The sequence below is a fragment of the Streptococcus sp. A11 genome (assembly GCF_043674225.1).
In the GTDB taxonomy this organism is placed as follows: domain Bacteria; phylum Bacillota; class Bacilli; order Lactobacillales; family Streptococcaceae; genus Streptococcus; species Streptococcus suis_V.
This window is the reverse complement of the sequence record NZ_JBIMJS010000004.1, coordinates 23,156-43,049: the sequence shown is the minus strand read 5'-3', so window position 1 is coordinate 43,049 and position 19,894 is coordinate 23,156. Positions and strand designations below refer to the sequence as shown.

Sequence of the window (19,894 nt, the reverse complement as noted above, 5' to 3'; positions counted from 1 at the left end):
GTTAAAAACCTAGCTCTTTCTTGAAGTCAGCGTGCGAAATGGTTTCAGGGTCGTCTTGGTACTCCTTATAGGCTTGGTGGTAGATTTTTAAATCAAACTCATCTTCTATAGTCCGCTCCAGCGCCTTCTTAAATAAACTCGAGAGGCTTTGGCCTGTCAACTGCGCGTAACTTTTGAAAAAAGTTTCCTCTTCTTGGTTCAATCGAACTGTCACTGTACCCATGCTTTTCCCTCCTTTGTGTTACATTGTGGCACATTTGCCCAAAAAAGGCAAACTATCCCCCTCTTATATGGTTCTACTTACTCCAATTCTGCGTCCTCTATTTTTTACCCCACCCTGTCCGACGCTCTAGGAGGCCAGTGACGTCAAGAATTAGAAGACGGTTCAGGAGTTACAAACACGGGACAAGAGCAATAACTACAGAAGATAAAGCTCCCAACGTAGCAGACTTTTGTAATTCTTGCTAAATTCTTCTATAATGTAAAAAAAGAGGTGAACATTATGGATTTCCAAACTTACATCAAAGATTTTACAACTGTTACTGTGCAAGAGGCTGAAAAGCTCTTGGCAGATAAAGAGGGGGACATTCTCTTCATCGGTCGCGCCACCTGCCCCTACTGCAATCGCTTTGTACCGAAACTCCACAAGGTCGCTCAGGAAAATCAGCTGACCGTCAACTTCCTGGACTCTAGCCAGATGAGCCCAGCTCTTCAAAACCTTCGTGACCACTACGGTGTCCCAACTGTACCAGGTCTCCTCGTCGCCAAAGCAGACGGTGTCCAAGTTCGTTGCGACTCTAGCATGACGGAAGAAGAGATTTTGAATTTCCTTTCTTAATTCAGCACAAAAGCACTGACCATCACGGCCAGTGCTTTTTAAGGAGATTATGAAAAATATTTAGGATTGGTATTAGTATACCCAAAATTTTCCATCTCTCCATCGGTCTTGAGACGGATTATTACTTGCTATCAAAAATATTTCCCAACTCAACGTCCACTCGGTTTTCTTTGACATTGATATCGGTCACGGCTAGCAGAGACTTGTAGTTAGCCACACTGCGGTCGCCTTTTTGATTTTCCGCAAAAACTGCTACACCGACCAAGGTCGAGTCAAACTCTGTCAAGAGGCTAATCATACCGTTGATAGTGCCACCATTTTTCAAAAAGTCATCGACAATGAGCACCCGGCTACCGGCCTTGAGACTGCGCTTAGAGAGGAACATCTTCTCAATCCGGTCGCTAGAACCCGACACATAGTTGACCGAAACGGTCGAACCTTCAGTAATTTTCAAGTCCCGACGAACGATAACAAAGGGAACATTGAGGACGTTGGCAACGGCATTGGCCAAAGGAACCCCCTTGGTCGCCACGGTCATAACAGCATCAATCTTCTCTGCCTTAAAGGCATCCGCGATAATGCGGCCAACATTTTTTAATACATGGGGCGTCGACAGCAAATCCGACGAATAAATATAGCCACCAGGCAGGATACGGCTACTTTCCGCCATCTGATTGCGAAGGCTCTGGGCAATCTCGATCGACTCTTCCTTAGAAATAGACGGCGTAAAGACAACACCCCCACTAGCACCCGTAATGGTCTCGATATGTCCGATAGAGCTCTCTTCAAAAGCTTTTTTGATAATGGCAATGTCCTCTGAAATCGAAGACTTGGCTGATTCGTACTTTTCCGCAAAGGTATTCAAACTGGTTAATTCATAGGGGTGGTTAATCAGGTAATTGGAAATAACCACCATCCGTTCACTTCTTCTTAATTTCATAACAATTTCCTCTTTCACTTTTTTTCATTATACCACACCAACACACAAAAAGCGAACTTTTTCTATCAAGAAAGTCCGCTTTTTTCGTTTTTTATCTGTTTTTACCTAGATACCAGGAGGGAATGACCTCCTTATAGCCCTGATACCAATCAAAAAGCTGTTTAGCCTGCGTTTTCATCAGAGGAATCTGGTCTGGATTCACCTCTTCCGCCCAGACCAAGGCTCCAATGCTATTGACCGTCAGATAAAGGGCCAGCAGCTGCCAAAATTCTTCTGGAATAGCCTCTTCAAAATAGGCATCCAGCATCCCTCGAGCCAAAGCTGGAGAAGTTTCCACTGTAAATATCAGTCGATTGAACTCCTCCCAAGGATCGCCCTTGTCAAAACGATCAAAATCCAGCAGGTAAAGCTGACCATCCTGGCCCACCAACATATTCCCATCATGGAAATCCCCGTGGTGATAAGCAATCGGACGACCCCCTACCAAGTGACAACTGCGCTCGATGAACTCCAACATAGCCTGCCCCTGCTCATAAGCATGGCTAGCAGTCTGGTAAGCCGCAGTCTTTTTGTCAATTTTAGCCTGATAATAGCTCTCCCAATCCAAGCTAGTCTGGTCAATTGGGATTTGATGAAGGACTTTTAATAGCTTCCCCGCTTGGCAACCTAGCTCATAGAGAGTTTCATCCGACAAATTCGGAGCCACCTGTCTCAAATCCTCCCCCTCAATCCACTCAAAAATCTGGTAGACTGACTGACCATCATAAGTCAATTCGACTGTTTTTTGCACTGGCAAATTCCTCTCAAACAAGATTTTGAGTAGGGCAAATTCAGCCTGCTTATCAGCCAACTTTTCCACAAGCGCAATCCGTAATAAAAATTTCTGACCATGTTTATCCACAGCCAGAAACTTTTGGTCAGCAGACCAGCCCTTGGTGATGGGCTGGCACGCAATCAGTTTGGTTTTCATCTTCATTGGTCAATATCCGGTTTGTAGAAGGCGCGATTATCCATGGCAAAGATACGGCTGGTCATCTCGCCCGGTCCCACTTTTTCCAGAGCCGTCAGCATCATCATCATTTCCGCATCAATGTTGTCAATCATGTGGAGAATTTCTGCCTCCATGATTTGCGGACGAACTGGGCTACCATATTCCAGCAAACCATGGTGGCTGAGAATAACATGGCGGAGAACGGTTACTTCTTCCAGACTATCATCAATGCCCAATTCCATCAGAACCTTGGTAATTTCTTCATCAATCAAGGAAATGTGCCCAATCAGATTGCCCCGAACAGTATAGCCCGTATTGTCTGGACCTGTCAATTCAATGACCTTGGCTAAGTCGTGCAACATAATCCCGGCAAAGAGCAGGCTCTTGTTGAGCTGCGGATAGACATCGCCAATCTTGTCCGCCAGACGAACCATGGTCGCCGTGTGGAAAGACAAACCGGAGTAAAAGGCATGGTGATTGGTCTTGGCCGCTGGATAGGAATAAAATTCCTTTTCGTACTTGCTGTAGAGAGCCCGAACGATGCGCTGCCAAGTCGCATTTTCAATCTGGAAAATCATCTGACTCAGGTAGTCCTTGGTGTCCTTGACATCAACAGGCGGTTTTTCCTTAAAATCTGCAGGATCATTTGGCTCGCCAGCTTTCGGCAAACGGATCACCAACTGATTGACCTGAGGCGTATTATTGTAAACCTCGCGGCGTCCTTGGACATGAACGACCACTCCAGCCACAAAATCCTTGATTTTTCCCGGTTGGGCATCCCAAACCTTGCCATCAATCTCGCCCGTATCGTCTTGGAAAGTCAGGGCTAGATAATCCTTGCCAGCTCTGGTCTGACGAACATCGGCTGACTTGATCAGATAAAATCCTTCGAAGAACTCATCTGCTTTCATTTGGTTAATTTTCATCTAAATCCTCTTCTAATGGAGAAATGCCGAGCAGACCCTTGGTCTGGTCGTCTTCGTAGAGTTCAATGGTGCGCAGGGTCCGCTCAATGGCTGACGTCCGTGTCGTCAGGAGCTTGTCAATATTGGAGCTAGCTTGGTTAATCTGGCGCTGGGCCTTGATTAATAGATCGCTGAACTTGCCAAATTCCAGCTTGACATTGCCTAAGACCTTGCTGATATCATCTGCCGACCGCTGAATATTGAGGGTCTTAAAGCCGACGGATAGGGAATTGAGCAAGGCAGATAGGGTCGTCGGACCTGCCACTACAATGTTTTCCTGCCGGCGCAGGTCATCAAAGAAAATGGGATTGCGGACCACTTCCGCATAGAGCCCCTCGGTTGGCAAAAAGAGCACACCAAAATTGGTCGTTTCAGGCGGGTTCAAATACTTGCTCTGAATATCCTTGGCAAAGCGCTTGATAGCCGCCAACAGTTGCTTGCGGTGAAAGTCAATTTGGTCCCTGTCGCCGGTTTCATAAGCATCTTCCAAACGGTAATAATCCGCCAGTGGAAACTTGGAGTCAATGGGCAGGTAGACATAATCCTCTACTGATTGCCCCGGCAACTTGACAGCATATTCGACCCGCTCTCCGGAACCCTTAACCGTCGCAAATTCCCTCTCGTACTGGCTGGGCGTCAAAATATCCTCGATAATCTGTCCCAGCTGGAGCTCACCCATGATGCCTCGCGACTTGGTTCCGGACAAAACCTTATTGAGGCTACCAACATCACGCGCCACTGTCTGCATCTCACCCAATCCACGATTGACAGATTCCAACTGCTTGGACACTGTTTCAAATGAGGCTTGCAGGCGAGTTTGCAGGGTTTTCTCTAATTTTTCTTCCACCGTCTGGCGCATCTCTTCCAAGCGTTTTTCGTTGGACTCCTGAATAGCTTGGAGGCGCTGGTCAGTGGCATCACGATTTTGCAGGAGACTGTGGTGAATATCCTGCCGAATGTCTGTTAATTGTTGATAGAGTTCACGCCGGAGTTCATTGACTTCACGGCTGAGAACCTGTTGCTGCTTGAGACTGGTTGATTCCAATTGATAGGTCAACTGGTCCGACAATTGGTCAGCAGTGTCCTCGGCCTGGTCTTGCAACATCAGAGACAAGCTCTGCCATTTTCCATAGAGAAAGACCAAACCGATCACGACCAAAAGCAGCAAGATGATTTGTAGTATTTCCATCTAATCCTTATCCTTGCTGTAAATCAGGACCACATAGCCTGTGTCCAGACTGATGTCCATGTCCCTACCTATAAATTCGTTAGAGGCGTAGCATTTTTTGTAAAAATAATTTTCGTCGTCCAAGGGATACTTGGCATGTTTGATGGTCAAGCGACTGCCGTCGGACGGCATGAAGGAAATATAGGTCATACTCGCAATCGGTGAAATCCTGTGCTGTCCAGACGGCCGAAAACGAATGACATTCTGCTGGTCCACTAGCTCGATATGCTCCATAAATGGCGCCAAATCAGGTTCTGCTGCCAGAAACAAATTGGTCATGGCATGGTCCATTCGACCGCCAAAGGCTGCGTAAATCTGAACCTGTGCCGTTTGATGCCGCTTGAAAATCTCCTTGAGCGCCAATTCCAAGTCCGTATCATCCTTCTCAGCTGGTGCCTTGATAACCAGCTCTGCTCTTTCCTCAATCCGCGATAAATCCGCTGGGCTGACCGAGTCAAAATCGCCAACTGCCATATCAAGAGGAAGGTCATTTTCCAAAAGCCGTAAACAACCCGCATCTACGCCCACATATAGGTCCGCAGGCGCAGGCAAGCTATCAAACTGTCCACCAGCGACAACTGCGACCCTAATCATGAAGAGCCGCTCTCAACTTGGCAACATTGGCCTCCAAGTCACCCTTGAAGAGGAAGGAGCCAGCCACAAAGACGTTAGCGCCCGCGTCCTTGGCAGAATGAATGGTCTTATCGTCAATACCACCGTCGACCTCGATGTCAAAATCCAATCCCTTAGCCTTGCGCGTTTCCACCAAGGCTGCAATCTTTTCAGCCACCTCTGGAATGTAGGCCTGTCCGCCGAAGCCCGGATTGACTGTCATCAGGAGCACTTGGTCCACCAAATTGAGCACAGGCTCAATGGTCACCAAAGGCGTACCCGGATTGATAACCACGCCAACCTTCATACCCGCCGCATGGATTTTCTGTAAGGTTCCATGCAGATGTAGGGTCGCCTCAGCGTGAATGGTTAAAATGTCCGCACCCGCACGGGCAAAGGTTTCGATATGATTTTCTGGATTGGACACCATCAAATGGCAGTCAAAGACCAGTTTGCTATGGGGACGCATGGCAGCCACCACGTCGGCACCGAAACTGATATTGGGCACAAAATGACCGTCCATGACGTCGATGTGGACATATTCAACACCAACCGCCTCTAGGCGCTCCAGTTCTGATTGAAAATTTGCATAATCTGCCGCCAAGATAGATGGCGCAATCTTGTAATGTGACATAGGAACCAACTTTCTATTTGAATTTCTTACTAACTTTGCTATAGGTTTCGCGCTGATTTTGGATTTCGCTCAAAAATTGCAGGTAATTGTCAAAGCGACTTTGGGAAATGGCAGAGCTTTCTACCGCAGCCTTGACCGCACAGTCCGGCTCGTGAGTATGAGTACAAGTTCTGAACTTGCAAGCCTGACTGGCCTCCGCAATTTCTGGGAAACAATCCGTCAGAGCCTCTGCCTCCTTGACCTCGTAGTCCAAGGATGAAAAGCCCGGTGTATCCGCAATTTTCCCGCCGAATACATTGTAAAAACTGACCGCACGTGTCGTATGGCGACCGCGACCAAGGCTGTCTGAAATCGCCCCCGTTTCTAAGGCCAAATCTGGCGCAAGGCGATTGAGCAGGGTCGACTTGCCCACACCTGTCTGACCCATAAAGACCGTGACCTTGTCGGTTAAGAGCGGCGTCAGCTCCTCCAAGCTGAAAATGAAGGGATAGCCAATTTTTTCATAGATGGCCTTGAAGGCATCCATTTCCGCATGGTCCTCCAGCAAATCCATCTTGGAAATGTAAACAATCGGTTCCATCTCCTTTTGCTCCAAGAGCACCAAAAAACGGTCTAAGAGATTGGCATTAAAATCCGGCTCCTTGGCCGACATAATCACGACCGCTTGGTCAATATTGACAATGGGTGGCCGCACCAAGCTATTCTTGCGCTCATGGATTTTTAAAATGTAGCCCTCCGACTGCTCCTCAGCCGAAAAGTCCACAAAATCTCCAACGTAGGGCGTCTGGCCTTTCTTGCGAAAATTTCCCCGCGCTCGGGTCTGATAAATCTGTCCATCCGCCTCGACATAGTAAAAACCAGCCAAGGCCTTAATAATTCTTCCTTGCAAACAAGACTCCTTTGGGTATTCTTATAAGTATTATACCAAAATTCCCTAGAAAAAAGGGAATAACAGGTGTTTAACTGCTACTCCCTCATCTAAAAACTGACTCTTTTTATCCATAGTGCGTTTTTCTACTTACGGCTATTTTTCTAGTAATTCTTTGCCAAATCGGTCCAGCAGGATAGCTCCTAGAGGTGCGGTGACTAGAATCCCCAAAACAGCCACAGATAAAATCAATTGCCCACTAGCCAGACCGGTCGCCAGGGGAATACCACCGATAGCCGCCTGAACAGTTGCCTTGGGCAGATAGGCAATGACACAGAACAGCTTTTCCCACTTACTAAAGCCATTGCCACTGACGCTAAGCCAGACACCCAGGGAGCGGATGACCAAGGTCAGAGCAATCAAGCCCAGCGCTGGCAAACCAGCCACTGCAACGTAGGAAATATCCACGATGGACCCGACCAAGGCAAAGAGGAAAATTTCCCCAATGACCCACAAACGGCTAAAGAAACCAGCAAACCCTGCAACCTCAACCGGCAAGGCCTGACGATTGACCACCATGGTCGCCACCAGAATAGCCAACAAGCCTGAGAATGGAAACTGATTGGCATAGCGGGCCTCAATCGTCGCCAACAAGAAGGACAAGCTAAAGAGCAAGAGGTATTGGTAGATAGGAGGAAGACTGTCAGACTGGCGAATTGTTTTCAAGAACCTGGCAAAGGCTAAGCCTGCCAAGACCCCCACTAGCATACTGGTCAGAATAGTCAGTGGAATATTGACCAGGGATAGGACTTGGAAATCCCCCTTCTGAACCAGGCTAAGGAAGGCCGTAAACAGGACAATCACCACCACATCGTCAAAGGAGGCCCCCGCCAGTATCAATTGGGGAATTTTCTTCTCATGGCCAACTTTATTTTCAATCAAGTCCACCATGCGCGGAACAACAACCGCAGGAGATACTGCTGCCATGACACTGCCCATCAGAGCGGCCTCTCCATAGGACAGGTCAAAGAAAAGAGGCGCAAACAGGGTATAGCCGACCAACTCTGCACAGGCTGGTAGGAAGGACATAAGCACGGCTGACCGACCAATGGTCTTGAAATCCGATAATTTTATGGTCAAACCTGCCTTTATCAAAATAATAATCAGGGCAATCTTACGAATATCTGCTGAATTATCCAATAAACTCCTATCAATCCAATTCCCAACATAGGGTCCCAGCAGCATACCAACAAGCAGGAAACCAATGATTTTAGGCAGACCACCCTTTTGGCATAGCCAAGAAACAGTAACCGCTGCTATACAAATTAAGGCCAAAGACAATAACATAAACCCCCTCATTTCTCCAAGAAAAATTCAAATCTAGATTGGTATAAACTCCTACACCAAACTATTTGATTAGGAGAAACACATTAGCGCAGGGGTTGATTGTTCAAAAGGCTCGAGGAACCTTTGAAGCTGTGGGGGCAAACGAACTCTTTCAACTTTCTGAGTTCTGGCCCACTCCCAGTATAAGCCAAATAGAGAAAGATGTAAAGTTGCATTTGCCTCTAGCCAAATGAAGAAAAACGTAGTATAATAGTATCTATAAGCGGAGGTGGTGGAACGGCAGACACGCATGCTTCAGGCGCATGTGCCCATCGGGTGTGAGGGTTCAAATCCCTTCCTCCGCATATCATGATAAAAACTCAAAACCCGAGTCAGACAACTGGCTTGGGTTTTAGTGTTATTCCGTAACCTTAAAGAAATTCTTTTGTTTGAGCAGGTAGCCCTTGCCTGTCGATAGGTCGTACTGGACCATCTTGAGTTCTTCTGCTACCTTGGCATCGCGCTCGGTCAAACCCACTCGGTCCTTGTGGAGGACTTCCGTCAAGAGGGCATAGTAAGGGCTGACCTTGGCATTGGTGGTCTCTAGCATGAGGGCATTCATATCGCTGGAATTGACCAACTCGTAATGACGGTCCTCCGTCTCAAAATTGCTCCAAATGAAGTAATCCGTCTTGTATTGGAGGCTAGGGTCTGTCACAAAAGCTGACTCAGGATAGAGCCCCGGCAGGTGGTCGCCATAGAAGACAACCGTTACCTTTTGATCCAACTGCTTGAGCTGGTCCAAGAAATCACGGGTCGACTGGTCCGTAAAGGATAAAAGTCTTGCATAGCTGGTCAAATTGGCATTTTCCTCAGCCGTGAAATTGACCCCTGTACCTGTAATGGCAACTGGCTCCTCTGAGTGCCACTGGACATGGTTTTGCATGGTTATAGCCGAGACAAATCGAGGATTACCTGACCGCACCTGCTCCAGTATCAAATCATAGGTCTTCTTGTCGCTGACAAAATTCCCCTGATAATCCTCAGCCGTCACCGCAATAGGATGGGTCGTAGAGTTCAAGGTGTAAAATTGCTCAATCCCCAGCTGCTTGTAGATGGCATTGCGGTTGTAACTGGTATCAAAATAAGGATGGATGGCCACACGCGCCGTGTCCGCATACAAATCACTGATACTTGGCAACTTCTTCATCCGAGGTGCCACATCCAGATAGACAGACGAAATGGACGAATTGTAATTGTAAAAAGGCAAGCCACTGTAAACCTGAAACTCAATATTAGCCGTACCCCCACCATAATGGTCACTCTTCATGAGACCGCTGGTCGTCTGGCTCATAATCTGCTCAATATTTGGCAGGACATTTTGGCTCAAGGTCACACCCGGAATCCGTCTCGGGTCCGCCAGACTCTCGCTGAGAATGTAAATAACGGTCTGGTCGGTCAGCTGATTGGCACGTTCGGCGTTGATTTCCTCTGCCAGCTTTTCATATTTCTTGACGATAGCCTTAATGGTTTTCTCCGAATATCCCTGCGGTTCTTCCATGCTGGTCTTACTCAACTGTTGCAGCCAGAGGAAGGATAGCGTGCGATAACGAGCCACGAAAGCATAGCCCTTCCAATCCACGTTCCGCCAATTATTGACCTGGGACAAAATCGGTATCCAACTGGCAATCTTGTGGTCTTTTTCCTTGCGGATAGCAAAGCCCATTCCCACAATCAAGAAAACAATCATGGCAACCGTCACCAAGCGCTTCCAGAAGGTCTTTACAATTGACCCCAGGAAATAGCGCCTGTGAATACGACGATAGAAATAAGCGGCGATGATTAGAAAGACGACTGATACAAGGACAATGCGCAAACTGATGAAGCTGAGAATCATCCCCATATTTCCAATCCACTTGAAATCATTTGGAGTCAGAGGCTCTGACCGGTAGCGGAATTTGAGGAAATTGGCTGTAATCAAGGTCACATTGAGACTGGCAATAACAGCCGCCGACAGGACCTGGCGATTGAGCATTAGGCTGATGATGACGTTGAGCAAAAAGAGACAGCCTATCTGAAAAATAATGGCACCAGGGAAGAGATGGCGGGTAAAATAAGACCCCGTCGCCCCAGCCATAGAGACCTGATAGCCGATATGGGACAGGCTTGCCAGCACCAGACTGATAAAGACCATGCTGTGGACATTGGTCCGATTGGCCTTAAACTCTACAAATGCCTTATGAAGATAGCGGAGAAATATATATGTCCCTATAAAATGAATAGGCGCAAACAGCGGTGTCTGGCTGAAAAACTCTATGTAAGAACCTTTCTCAACCAAACTCTCATAATGGCTATCTTTCCAATAAGAGATAGCTAGAGGGCTGAGAGAAAGCAAACTGGTCAAGAGCAAATAGCCATCTGGTACCAAGTGATTGGCTGACCACTGGCTTAATTTTTCTCGAATTCCCGTCTTCTTCCGCCATAAAAATGCCAACAATACTGGAAGAGCCAACATCAATAGAAACTCAAATTGAAAGAGATTATTACGGAAAATATTCCAGGGTTGATATTTCTTGGCATTGAGCCGATAGACTAGATTGACAAGATACAGAAAGCCTAGAAAATAGCCGACATACTTGGCAAAGGTTTTGGTCTTGATAAACTGTTCGTACTTATCCAGCAGGACCAAGATATAAAAAGTAAAAATAAGATAGGCAAGCAAGGGCAGGGGGATAAACCAGAGCGGGAAAGATACTCCACTTAGCAATAGAGCCCGACCCATCGCCAGCAAAACGGTCATAATCATAACCAGAATAAATTGCTTGCTTGCCTTTGGATTGATTTGTTTCATAACATTTCTCTCTTAGGAAAGGCTTGATTTTCGGTAAATAAAGATGTAGCACATCGACCAGACTAGCCATCCAGTCAAACTGATAATGATAACTGGCAGTAACCACCATTGTTGTTTGTAGGATAGGACAAGGGTATTCTTCCCCGGTTGGCTGGTAACCGTTGGCACACCGATTTCGGAAAGTTCTACAGCCTCTCTATCTAAAACGGTGTTATTCAAAACAAGCTGACTGTCTTGGTAAACAATAACTGGTACCGCAGTTTCTTCTGCTTCTGACGCCGTCCAAGTCACCACCAGCTGATTACCATCAACTTCTTTGGCAAAATCTTGATTTGGTAAAATCACTTGGTCACGATAGGTAAAATAGGTATTATCCGACTCTTCGTTGGTCAGATGTCCAGTCTTTTCTGATAAATCTGGTACATAGTCCGGCGTGGATTTCTGAGCAATCTGGATAAATTCGCCCAAGTCTTTAGAATGAAATGAAGCCTGTAACTCTTCCGTCGTCCCGTACAAGGTCGTATGAATTCGTTTTTGCAGGAAAGTATCACTGTAATAATGCCCATTGATTTCCTTATAACTTTCATTCCAGAGGAAACCAACCGAAACAAGCAAAGAAATAATCGTCAAACCAGAAAAGATTTTCTGCATTTTTTCTGACAAACCAGAAACCTGGACCCCTACGACTGCCAGTAAAAGAGCATTGGCATAGAGGAAAAAGCGGAATGGAAATTGGATCAACTCAACTAAGTCAATCCCCTTGCCAGCTACTAATTGCCAAGGGAAGAGGTTGGTTGACAAAATCAAAAATACTGCGTAGGTAAAAGCAAGACCAGCCAGAACCAGCGATTGTTTCTTCCAATTTTTCACCAAGAAATAGAGATAGGTCCCAAAGAAAATTGGCAATGGATATGGATAGTATAGAAAGGCTGTTTTGAGCCACGTTACGGTATTGAGTACAAATTTTTTGTTAACAAATGGTGGTACCAAAGCGTTGGTTGCATTGATATAAACCAGTGGCAACCAGATATTGATAGTCAGGAGCAGAAAAATCCCTACCGACAGGGCTACTTGCCCAATAATCTTCATTTTTTGGTCTGATTTCCACCAACCAATAAGGAAGAGAATGCCATAGGCAATGACCAAGAACAAGGTCGATAGCATATGAACCTGCAACATGAGCCCTACCGCTCCTGCCATGAGGAATTTCGGTACTTTTTTGGTCTGCAAGAAGCGGACTGCAGGGATTAAACAAAGCGGAAAGAGAGCCACTCCCCAGCTGGTAAATCCTTGGGTCGCCCACCAATACTGAATGGAATAGGTCGTCACAAAGAACATGGACAAGAGAATGGAGTGAGCATATTTGACCTTGACCTCACGCATGAGGAAATAGAGGGAGGTTGCACTCAGAGTTCCCAAGAAAAGATTGGATAAAATCTGATAGCGGAACCAGGTCCCACTTAAAAGAACTAGCGCCCCCTGTAAATAGGCAAAATAAGGTCCATAGAGAGCATTGACAATCCGTCCTGACTGCTGGTAGCCATACAAACTGATGATATAGGAGAAATTCCCCTCCTTCATCTGCATAGCCGCACCATAGAAACGATTGTAGTGGAAAATCAAGTCCGCACCTGTCACCATGCCCTTAGTGAGCAAGTGGGGAACCAATAATAATAAAGAAAAGCCCACAAATAGGCCCAGGGCTACTAAATGGGGATGCTTTTTTAGCATAGTTTTTAACATATCGATACCTTCATAAAAAAAGAGGGAAATCCTCTCTTGTTTTTGTAAATATTCTGCCAATTTGCAGACAATATTTTTCAAAAGTTAGTCACTTTTCAGTATAGCAAGCTTTCCACCCACTGTCAACGAACAAGGCAAACAGAAAAAAATTTTCCATTAAAATAAATATTGATTGCAGATTTCTCCGCAATCAATACTTGCTTATAAACCGACTTCTTGTAGGCTGTCAGACAGGCGCGTGAAGTCAGCCATGGAAAGTGCTTCTCCACGGACACTGGCTTCCAGCTCTGCCATGCCAAGTGCCTGCGTCAGCTTGTCCTTGACTTCTTCGGACTTGCCAAAATGGTTGGTCAGGTTGTTCCACAAGGTCTTGCGGCGGTGAACAAAGCTGGCCTTGGACACACGGAAGAAGAAATCTTCATCCTTGACGTTCACCAGGGGTTGGTCACGGCGTACCATTTTGAGAATGGCGGAGTCCACGTTTGGTGCAGGTACAAAGACAGTGCGAGGCACGATGAAGGCCACCTTGGCAGTCATGTAGTACTGAACCGCGATGGACAGACTGCCGTAGGCCTTGGTGTTTGGCTCGGCAGAAATGCGGTCGGCCACCTCCCGCTGCATCATGACCACGAACTCGCTGAAGGGAATCTTGCTCTCAATCAGGTGCATGAGGATGGGGGTAGTGATGTAGTAGGGCAGGTTGGCCACAACCTTGATGGGTAGGTCAGGATTCTTGAAATTCTGAATCTGGGTCTGCAGGTCGGTCTTTAGGATATCTTGGTTGACCACAGTCACATTGTCAAAGCGACCCAAGGTATCCGCCAAAATCGGAATCAGGCGGTCGTCAATTTCAAAGGCCATGACTTCGGCGGCACTCTCCGCCAAAAACTCGGTCAAGGCCCCGATTCCAGGCCCGATTTCGATGACATTGACATTCTGGTCAATCTCAGCCGTATCTACAATCTTCTGTAAAATATTGGTATCGGTCAAAAAGTTCTGACCGAAGGATTTCTTAAAGGTAAACCCGTGGCGTTCCAGGACGGCGCGGGTAACGTTTTTGTCTGCGATTCTCATGTGTGTTCTTTCTTGTTTTTTATTTCTAGGCAAGCTTCAGATAGACAGCGAGGTAACAACATCAATTTTAGTCAGTCTGATTATCTACATCTTTTATCTTTTTTCCTCACCCCTCACCTATAATGGTCCTTTAGAGACAAGATATACAATTGGTCTGCTTCTAGCATATAAATCAAGCGATTCTCCGCATCAATCCTTCTTGACCAGGCACCTTGATAGTCATACTTCAAAGGTTCTGGCTTGGCAATGCCTTCAAAAGGATGTCGCTGCATATCCTTGATAATCTTATTGATTCTCTTCAGTGTTTTCTTATCCTGACCTTGCCAATAAAGATAGTCTTCCCAGGCGTCGTCTGTAAAATGGATTCCCATATTAGTCCGCCTCTATCAGATTGCGTTCTTGGGTTTGCCCCGCTTTGACTTGAGCCATACCACGCAAGACTTTCTGAGATAGGTAGGCATTCCGAGCAACAGCGAGGGTTTCTTGTAAGCTATCCCACTCACTCTTTGAGAGTACAACAATATCTTCCTCTGGATTTTTATTAACCACGACCAAGGGCTCAAACTCGTCATTGACCTTTTTCATATAGTCCTTTAAGTGGTTTCGAAAATGGGAATATACAATAGCTTCCATAAGCAATACCTCTCATCATTTCTAGGCTTACTATAGCATAGAAAAAAAGAGTTGTCAAACTTATTGTACAACTCTTTAGCGATTCTCCACCTTCCACTCGCCATCTTCAAACCAGTAAAAATTCTCCGTCAGTTGTGGATGTTCAAAGATTTCCAACATGGATTCAAAACCGTCAGCAAGTTGGAGATTCTTCAATTCTGCACGGTCAATCCAGAAGACCTCCCCCTCATCTGAAGTTTGGATAGAGCCTGAAAAATGGCTGGTTTTGTAGCAAAATACCAGATAGCGATACTGGTCAGTAGGATCCGTCCAGTTTTGAATCCCACAGAGTTCGAGATTGGAGACAGTCAAGCCCGTTTCTTCTTTGACCTCGCGGACGACAGAGGAAATAATACTCTCGCCACGTTCGACATGGCCCTCTTATGTCAAGTAACTGACACTATTTATTTGCTAGATTACACACTCATTATACCACAAACTATCCCATCAAGAAAGAGACTTGCTAGGATACAAGTCTCCTCCTCAGCTATTTGTAGATGACTGTAAAAAAACCAAGACAATCAACCACAACTTTGTCAACGTGTGCAACTACAATTTCTTTGCTTAACCTCTTGTCAGTTGGTAACTGAACATAGCTAGCTTCTTTCAACTGCTCTTCCAAAGCCTGAACAGATTTATCCACTTCCTTTTTCTTGGCAATATAATCTTCTCTGGTCAACAGGCTATCCTTATAGTCCTGAAAGCAGGCAAGTTTTTCTGTCTTCAATCGTTCAATTTCCCGAAGAACAAGGGTCTTAGATACCTTTTGATGAGGTTTTACCGCTTCATCTCCTAGTTTCCCTTTGATTGCTTGTTCAATCCTATCCACTCGACAAGACTTCATTTTTTCTCCCTGCCCCTTACAATAACGACAGGAAAAATATTGGTAACCTTGATGGTTGTAATGTCCAATCAAAGAATGATCACAATGCTCACAACGAATCAGACCTGTCAATACAGATGATGTTTTAGGTATCTGATGCTGTTTTCTTTTAGTGGCTTTTGATCCTTTTAATTGGACAACTTGTTCAAATAGTTCTGATGAAATAATCGCTTCGTGATTGTTCTCAATCCGCTCCCACTCTGATTTCGGTCTGAAAACATGCTTCCCCCTTACATACGTCCGAGTATTAAAAAGATAAGTTCCCTTATAGGCTTCATTCTTTAAAATTTGACCAACGGTAGTGCTACTCCAAACATTTCGTTTTTTCTCAGTTGTTAAACGGAGTGACTTTGCGTAACGTGCCTGACTGATTTGCATCTTTCGTTCTGCTGGAGTAATGACTTGTTCTTCATTCAGGAGTCGAGCAATTGTTTGGTAACTATTACCATCAAGGTACAAGGCGAAAATCCGTCGAACAATTGGTGCAACTGTCTCATCAATAATAATCTTGAAACGGTCCTCTGGATCCTTGAGATAACCAAATGGGGGCAACCAGCTCATGTTTTTGCCCGAGCGTTTCATGCTGTTCATCGCACTCTTAACCTTTTCAGAAACATCTTTGGCATAGAAATCATTGAGTAAATTCCGAAAAGGCACATCAATATCTAGTCCATTCTGTTCAGACGTCAAACTGTCATAGTGGTCATTGAGAGCGATGAAGCGAACCCCAAGAAAAGGAAAGATATTTTCCAAATAGTTCCCTAACTCCAGATAATCACGCATAAATCGGGACAAGTCTTTAACAAGGATATGTCGGATAGTTCCCACCTTCACAGCAGCCATCAACCGTTGAAAAGACGGACGATTCAGGCTTGTTCCTGAAAAACCATCGTCCACAAATTCCAAGCGCTCCCAGTTCTTAAACTCAGGTGTTTGGTCAAGATAATGGTTTAACAAGTACCGTTGATTCGTGATTGAGTTACTTTCATCTGTTTCAGCCTCATCTACTGACAAACGGAGGTACAGAGCAATTTTAGTCACGTTCATTACCTCCAATCTGGCAAGTAAAAGTGACTGTTACAGACTTATCCACATCAACCTCAATCCGTTCTATTAAAACATTTAAGAGTTCTCCCGTTAAAACAACTTGATTTTGGCTCTTAGCTAGATGTCTAACCCAGTTCACTTGCTGGCTATGTTTCTCCTCAATCTGCCTCATCAAAGCCTCATAATGAGCTATCTCTTGTGAGAGGGTTTCAATCTTTGAGGTGATAGTAGCCTTTTGAGACAGATAGGTCTCTCTCTCCTGAGCTTCAAGGCGGTAGTTCTGGTAAAGTTCGCTTTGCTCAGCTTGCAAGCTAGTCAAAGCCCTTTGATGGTTTTTGATTTGTTTTTGATAGACTTTAAGGCATTCCTCCCTCTTTGTTTCTAATCTTGGCAACAAGTATTTCATCGTACCAAGCCGATTCATCTCTGTCTGAACTACGCTCAACACAATCTTATCTAAGGCTTGTTCACTGATATAGACAGTCTGTCTTTCCAATGATTCTGAATCATAAAGGTAATCCATAAAGTAATAGTAATCATACTCTGAATTGAGAGTTGAGAAATGCTTGCAATATCTTGGCATTTGAGTTGCTTTTCCCTTAGCATAAACAAGCCCCCTATACCGATTAGCTGTTCTAAGTTGAGTATGCTTTCTTGTTTGGCGACGTTCACGACTGAGTCTCCGAAGGGTCTGGTAGTCTTCCTTAGTGATATAAGCCTCATGACAATCATCTACCTGGATGTAATCTTTTTCTGATAAGGTCTTATTATGCCGACGTTGAATCAGACTACCATAAAATGCAGGATTTTGCACCAGTCGCTGAAGATTAGCGCTTCTCCATTGTCGATTGTCTTGTTCTGCTCTATAGACTTTTCCTGTTTGGCGATAAGACATTGGCGTAGCAACATTCTGTTGATTAAGGTATTTTGTCACCTGTTTAATAGATAGGCCTGCTAATAACTTTTCAAAGACATCTGCCATAATTGGTTGAACCACTGAATCAATGAGCAATCGATTGCCACCATTTTGTTTCCTTAATTGGTAACCATATGGGGCAAAACCAGCGATGACATAACCTTGTTTGGCTTTCTGAATGTGACTAGCGGTAACTTTCTTTGAAATATCCTTAGAATAAAGGTCATTGACCAAATTCTTAATTTCCACCTCAAAGGATTTCTTATCTCCTAACCCATTGAGAGTGTCTAGGTTATCATTGATTGAGATAAAGCGAACCCCCATAAAAGGGAATACTTTATCAATCAGTCGTCCCATCTCAATATAGTTACGACCCAGACGAGATAAGTCTCGAATTAAGATACAGTTGATGATACCTTTTTTGAGGTCATCCATCATGTCCTGGTAGGCAGGTCGGTTAAAAGTTGTGCCTGAATACTCGTAGTCGATGTAACACTTGGTTACAACTAAACCTTTCTCCTTAGCAAAAGCTCTAGCTAGACTTTCTTGCGTTTCTAAGGAGTGCGATTTGTTTCGCCAACTTTCTGTACGTTCATTCGACAAACGAATGTAAATGCCTGTAAGATAAGTTTGAAGTGGTGTCTCTTCGCTCGTTTGCTTGCGGTAGCGGTTCTTGGTACGGGCCATTAGATCACCTCCGTCTCTTTATGAGAAAACTGCTGGAGGATTTCTAATTCTGCCACATCATGAAACACTAAGGTCAACTCCTGATTCTCATGAATGACAATCCGGTCAAGTAAGGTCACTAAAGTGAGACGATTGAGTTCTTTATCTTTTTGGATTTCACTCAACTGGTTTAACCACCGTTCCTTATCCTGAAGTTTGTCATACAGGGTTTGAGCCAGTGCTTTCTTTTGAATGATGGTGTCCTCAATCTGTTTTAGCTTTTGCCGATAGCTTCGCTGAAACTCTTGGTATTCTGTATCATTGATCAAACCGTCGTCTAAATCCAAGTACAAGGACTGGAGCAACTGTTCATACTTCTTGCGATTCGCAAGCAAAGAAGTAAAATCAACTTCCAAAAACTGTTCTTGGTCTAAATAATCAGGAACAGCTTTAATCAGAAAAGACTTCCAGTCAAGGTGTTGATGAATAACGGTCGATACTAAGTCAAGCAATCTCTCTTGTTTAATTGCATGGCGGCTACAGCCTCGTCCATTATTGTAGGTGCTACAAATATATTGAACAGTCTCTTTGTCCTTGTAGCGGAGTTTTCGTTGTACAAGTTGAGCCTGACAGTCGCTGCAAAATAATAATCCTGCAAATATGTCAGGCAGCTTCTTCCCATGTTTGACATCTCTGAGTAAGAGATTATTAGCAAGCTCAAACGTACTTTTTGAGATAATCGCCTCATGTGTATCATCAACTCGTACCCAATCTGCTGGATTCACAGCTACAGACTTTTGAGACTTGTAGTTGAGTTTGGTTTGCTTCCCCTGTTCCAAAGTGCCAGTATAGACACGATTAATCAGGATACGATTGACCATTTTGGTATCCCACTTGTAGTTATGACCATGAAAGCCTTTAATCTTTTCTTGACAGGCTTTCTTACGTTGTAGAGGCGTTTCTACCCCAGCTTGATTAAGAAACTCTGCAATAGCGTTTGACGAATATCCCTCTAATTTAAGAGTAAAGATTTTCTCAATAGTAGGGCGTACATTCTCATCAACCACTAGATGATTCCGTTGCTTTTCATCTTTGCGATAGCCATAAGGGGCAAAAGCTCCAATAAACTCGCCCTTTTGTCGTTTAGCTTTTTGAGTGCTTCGAACTTTGGTTGAAATGTCTCGACAGTAGCTATCGTTAATTAGACTTTTAATGGGCATAACCAAGTGTGTTTCATTTGTATCAGCAGTCATACTATCATAGTGATCATTAACCGAGATAAACCTAACTCCCATAGCAGGAAAAATTCGCTGAAGGTATTTCCCAGTCTCAATATAGTCACGACCGAAGCGTGACAAGTCCTTAACAATAATAGTATCAATTGTCTTATCATTCACCATAGCCATCATACGGTTAAAGTCAGGGCGGTTAAAGGTTAAGCCACTAATACCATCATCCATAAATTCTTCTAAAATGGTGAAATCATGATTTCTGGCATAATCTCTCAAAAGTGAGCGTTGGTTGATGATGGAATTACTTTCCACATTATCCCCATCATCTCGTGATAAGCGTAAATAAATACAGGTTTTTGTCATATGTATCTCCTTAATCAGTATTTAGGTGCTTACCGATTAAGGATT

18 protein-coding genes, 1 tRNA gene and 1 pseudogene are annotated in these 19,894 nt (G+C 44.7%); 2 read left to right on the top strand and 18 right to left on the bottom strand.

Annotated features, from left to right (window positions below; all coding sequences use genetic code 11):
- Position 1 precedes the first annotated feature (1 nt).
- Positions 2-223 (bottom strand): type II toxin-antitoxin system RelB family antitoxin, encoded by a 222-nt coding sequence (gene relB / locus ACHBIF_RS03430; protein WP_105111718.1) that lies wholly within the window; start codon positions 221-223, stop codon positions 2-4.
- A 234-nt stretch (positions 224-457) separates the two neighbouring features.
- Here relB and ACHBIF_RS03425 point away from each other — a divergent pair, with 234 nt between their 5' ends.
- Positions 458-838 (top strand): thioredoxin family protein, encoded by a 381-nt coding sequence (locus ACHBIF_RS03425; protein WP_394718811.1) that lies wholly within the window; start codon positions 458-460, stop codon positions 836-838.
- A 121-nt stretch (positions 839-959) separates the two neighbouring features.
- Here ACHBIF_RS03425 and purR read toward each other — a convergent pair whose 3' ends face one another.
- From purR to ACHBIF_RS03385, 8 genes are all read right to left on the bottom strand, one after another.
- Positions 960-1,778: a pur operon repressor gene (purR, locus tag ACHBIF_RS03420; RefSeq protein WP_105111720.1), complete on the bottom strand. Its 819-nt coding sequence runs from the start codon at positions 1,776-1,778 to the stop codon at positions 960-962.
- A gap of 91 nt (positions 1,779-1,869) precedes the next feature.
- Positions 1,870-2,754, bottom strand: coding sequence for a phosphotransferase (locus ACHBIF_RS03415; RefSeq protein WP_238143418.1), 885 nt, complete (start codon positions 2,752-2,754; stop codon positions 1,870-1,872).
- Positions 2,751-3,695: a 3'-5' exoribonuclease YhaM family protein gene (locus ACHBIF_RS03410; protein ID WP_105136987.1), complete on the bottom strand. Its 945-nt coding sequence runs from the start codon at positions 3,693-3,695 to the stop codon at positions 2,751-2,753. Before ACHBIF_RS03410 ends, ACHBIF_RS03415 begins: the two co-directional genes overlap by 4 nt.
- The gene (locus ACHBIF_RS03405; protein ID WP_105160344.1) at positions 3,685-4,923 is read right to left on the bottom strand and encodes a DNA recombination protein RmuC; all 1,239 of its coding nucleotides are present in this window, start codon (positions 4,921-4,923) and stop codon (positions 3,685-3,687) included. The genes ACHBIF_RS03410 and ACHBIF_RS03405 overlap by 11 nt, the downstream gene beginning before the upstream one ends.
- The gene (locus ACHBIF_RS03400; RefSeq protein ID WP_394718650.1) at positions 4,924-5,556 is read right to left on the bottom strand and encodes a thiamine diphosphokinase; all 633 of its coding nucleotides are present in this window, start codon (positions 5,554-5,556) and stop codon (positions 4,924-4,926) included.
- Positions 5,549-6,208, bottom strand: coding sequence for a ribulose-phosphate 3-epimerase (gene rpe, locus ACHBIF_RS03395; protein ID WP_105160346.1), 660 nt, complete (start codon positions 6,206-6,208; stop codon positions 5,549-5,551). The genes ACHBIF_RS03400 and rpe overlap by 8 nt, the downstream gene beginning before the upstream one ends.
- 13 nt (positions 6,209-6,221) lie before the next feature.
- Positions 6,222-7,097: a ribosome small subunit-dependent GTPase A gene (gene rsgA / locus ACHBIF_RS03390; protein WP_105160347.1), complete on the bottom strand. Its 876-nt coding sequence runs from the start codon at positions 7,095-7,097 to the stop codon at positions 6,222-6,224.
- A gap of 135 nt (positions 7,098-7,232) precedes the next feature.
- Entirely contained in the window at positions 7,233-8,423 is a 1,191-nt protein-coding gene (locus ACHBIF_RS03385) for a cation:proton antiporter (protein ID WP_394718647.1), read from the bottom strand.
- Between the two features lie 262 nt (positions 8,424-8,685).
- On the opposite strand from ACHBIF_RS03385, the gene ACHBIF_RS03380 reads away from it, so the two are divergent.
- A tRNA-Leu gene (locus tag ACHBIF_RS03380) sits at positions 8,686-8,767 on the top strand.
- 53 nt (positions 8,768-8,820) lie between these two features.
- Here the strand turns inward: ACHBIF_RS03380 and ACHBIF_RS03375 are convergent.
- From ACHBIF_RS03375 to ACHBIF_RS03335, 9 genes and pseudogenes are all read right to left on the bottom strand, one after another.
- A complete protein-coding gene (locus ACHBIF_RS03375) occupies positions 8,821-11,253 on the bottom strand; it encodes an LTA synthase family protein (RefSeq protein WP_394718645.1) in 2,433 nt (810 codons plus the stop codon).
- 12 nt (positions 11,254-11,265) lie between these two features.
- Positions 11,266-12,996, bottom strand: coding sequence for a hypothetical protein (locus ACHBIF_RS03370; RefSeq protein WP_394718643.1), 1,731 nt, complete (start codon positions 12,994-12,996; stop codon positions 11,266-11,268).
- 201 nt (positions 12,997-13,197) lie between these two features.
- Entirely contained in the window at positions 13,198-14,070 is an 873-nt protein-coding gene (rsmA, locus tag ACHBIF_RS03365; RefSeq protein ID WP_394718641.1) for a 16S rRNA (adenine(1518)-N(6)/adenine(1519)-N(6))-dimethyltransferase RsmA, read from the bottom strand.
- Between the two features lie 113 nt (positions 14,071-14,183).
- Entirely contained in the window at positions 14,184-14,441 is a 258-nt protein-coding gene (locus ACHBIF_RS03360) for a Txe/YoeB family addiction module toxin (RefSeq protein ID WP_172059171.1), read from the bottom strand.
- 1 nt (position 14,442) lies between these two features.
- Positions 14,443-14,703: a type II toxin-antitoxin system Phd/YefM family antitoxin gene (locus ACHBIF_RS03355; RefSeq protein ID WP_029693774.1), complete on the bottom strand. Its 261-nt coding sequence runs from the start codon at positions 14,701-14,703 to the stop codon at positions 14,443-14,445.
- A 75-nt stretch (positions 14,704-14,778) separates the two neighbouring features.
- A pseudogene (locus ACHBIF_RS03350) lies at positions 14,779-15,108 on the bottom strand (8-oxo-dGTP diphosphatase); the annotation flags it as partial.
- 121 nt (positions 15,109-15,229) lie between these two features.
- On the bottom strand, positions 15,230-16,672 hold the full coding sequence (locus tag ACHBIF_RS03345; RefSeq protein WP_228475522.1) for a recombinase family protein: 1,443 nt from the start codon (positions 16,670-16,672) through the stop codon (positions 15,230-15,232).
- Positions 16,659-18,275, bottom strand: a complete 1,617-nt coding sequence (locus tag ACHBIF_RS03340) for a recombinase family protein (RefSeq protein ID WP_044980247.1) — start codon at positions 18,273-18,275, stop codon at positions 16,659-16,661. The genes ACHBIF_RS03345 and ACHBIF_RS03340 overlap by 14 nt, the downstream gene beginning before the upstream one ends.
- Positions 18,275-19,849 carry a recombinase family protein gene (locus tag ACHBIF_RS03335; protein ID WP_044980248.1) on the bottom strand — a complete coding sequence of 525 codons (1,575 nt, stop codon included), beginning with the start codon at positions 19,847-19,849 and terminating at the stop codon, positions 18,275-18,277. Before ACHBIF_RS03335 ends, ACHBIF_RS03340 begins: the two co-directional genes overlap by 1 nt.
- Positions 19,850-19,894: the final 45 nt, after the last annotated feature.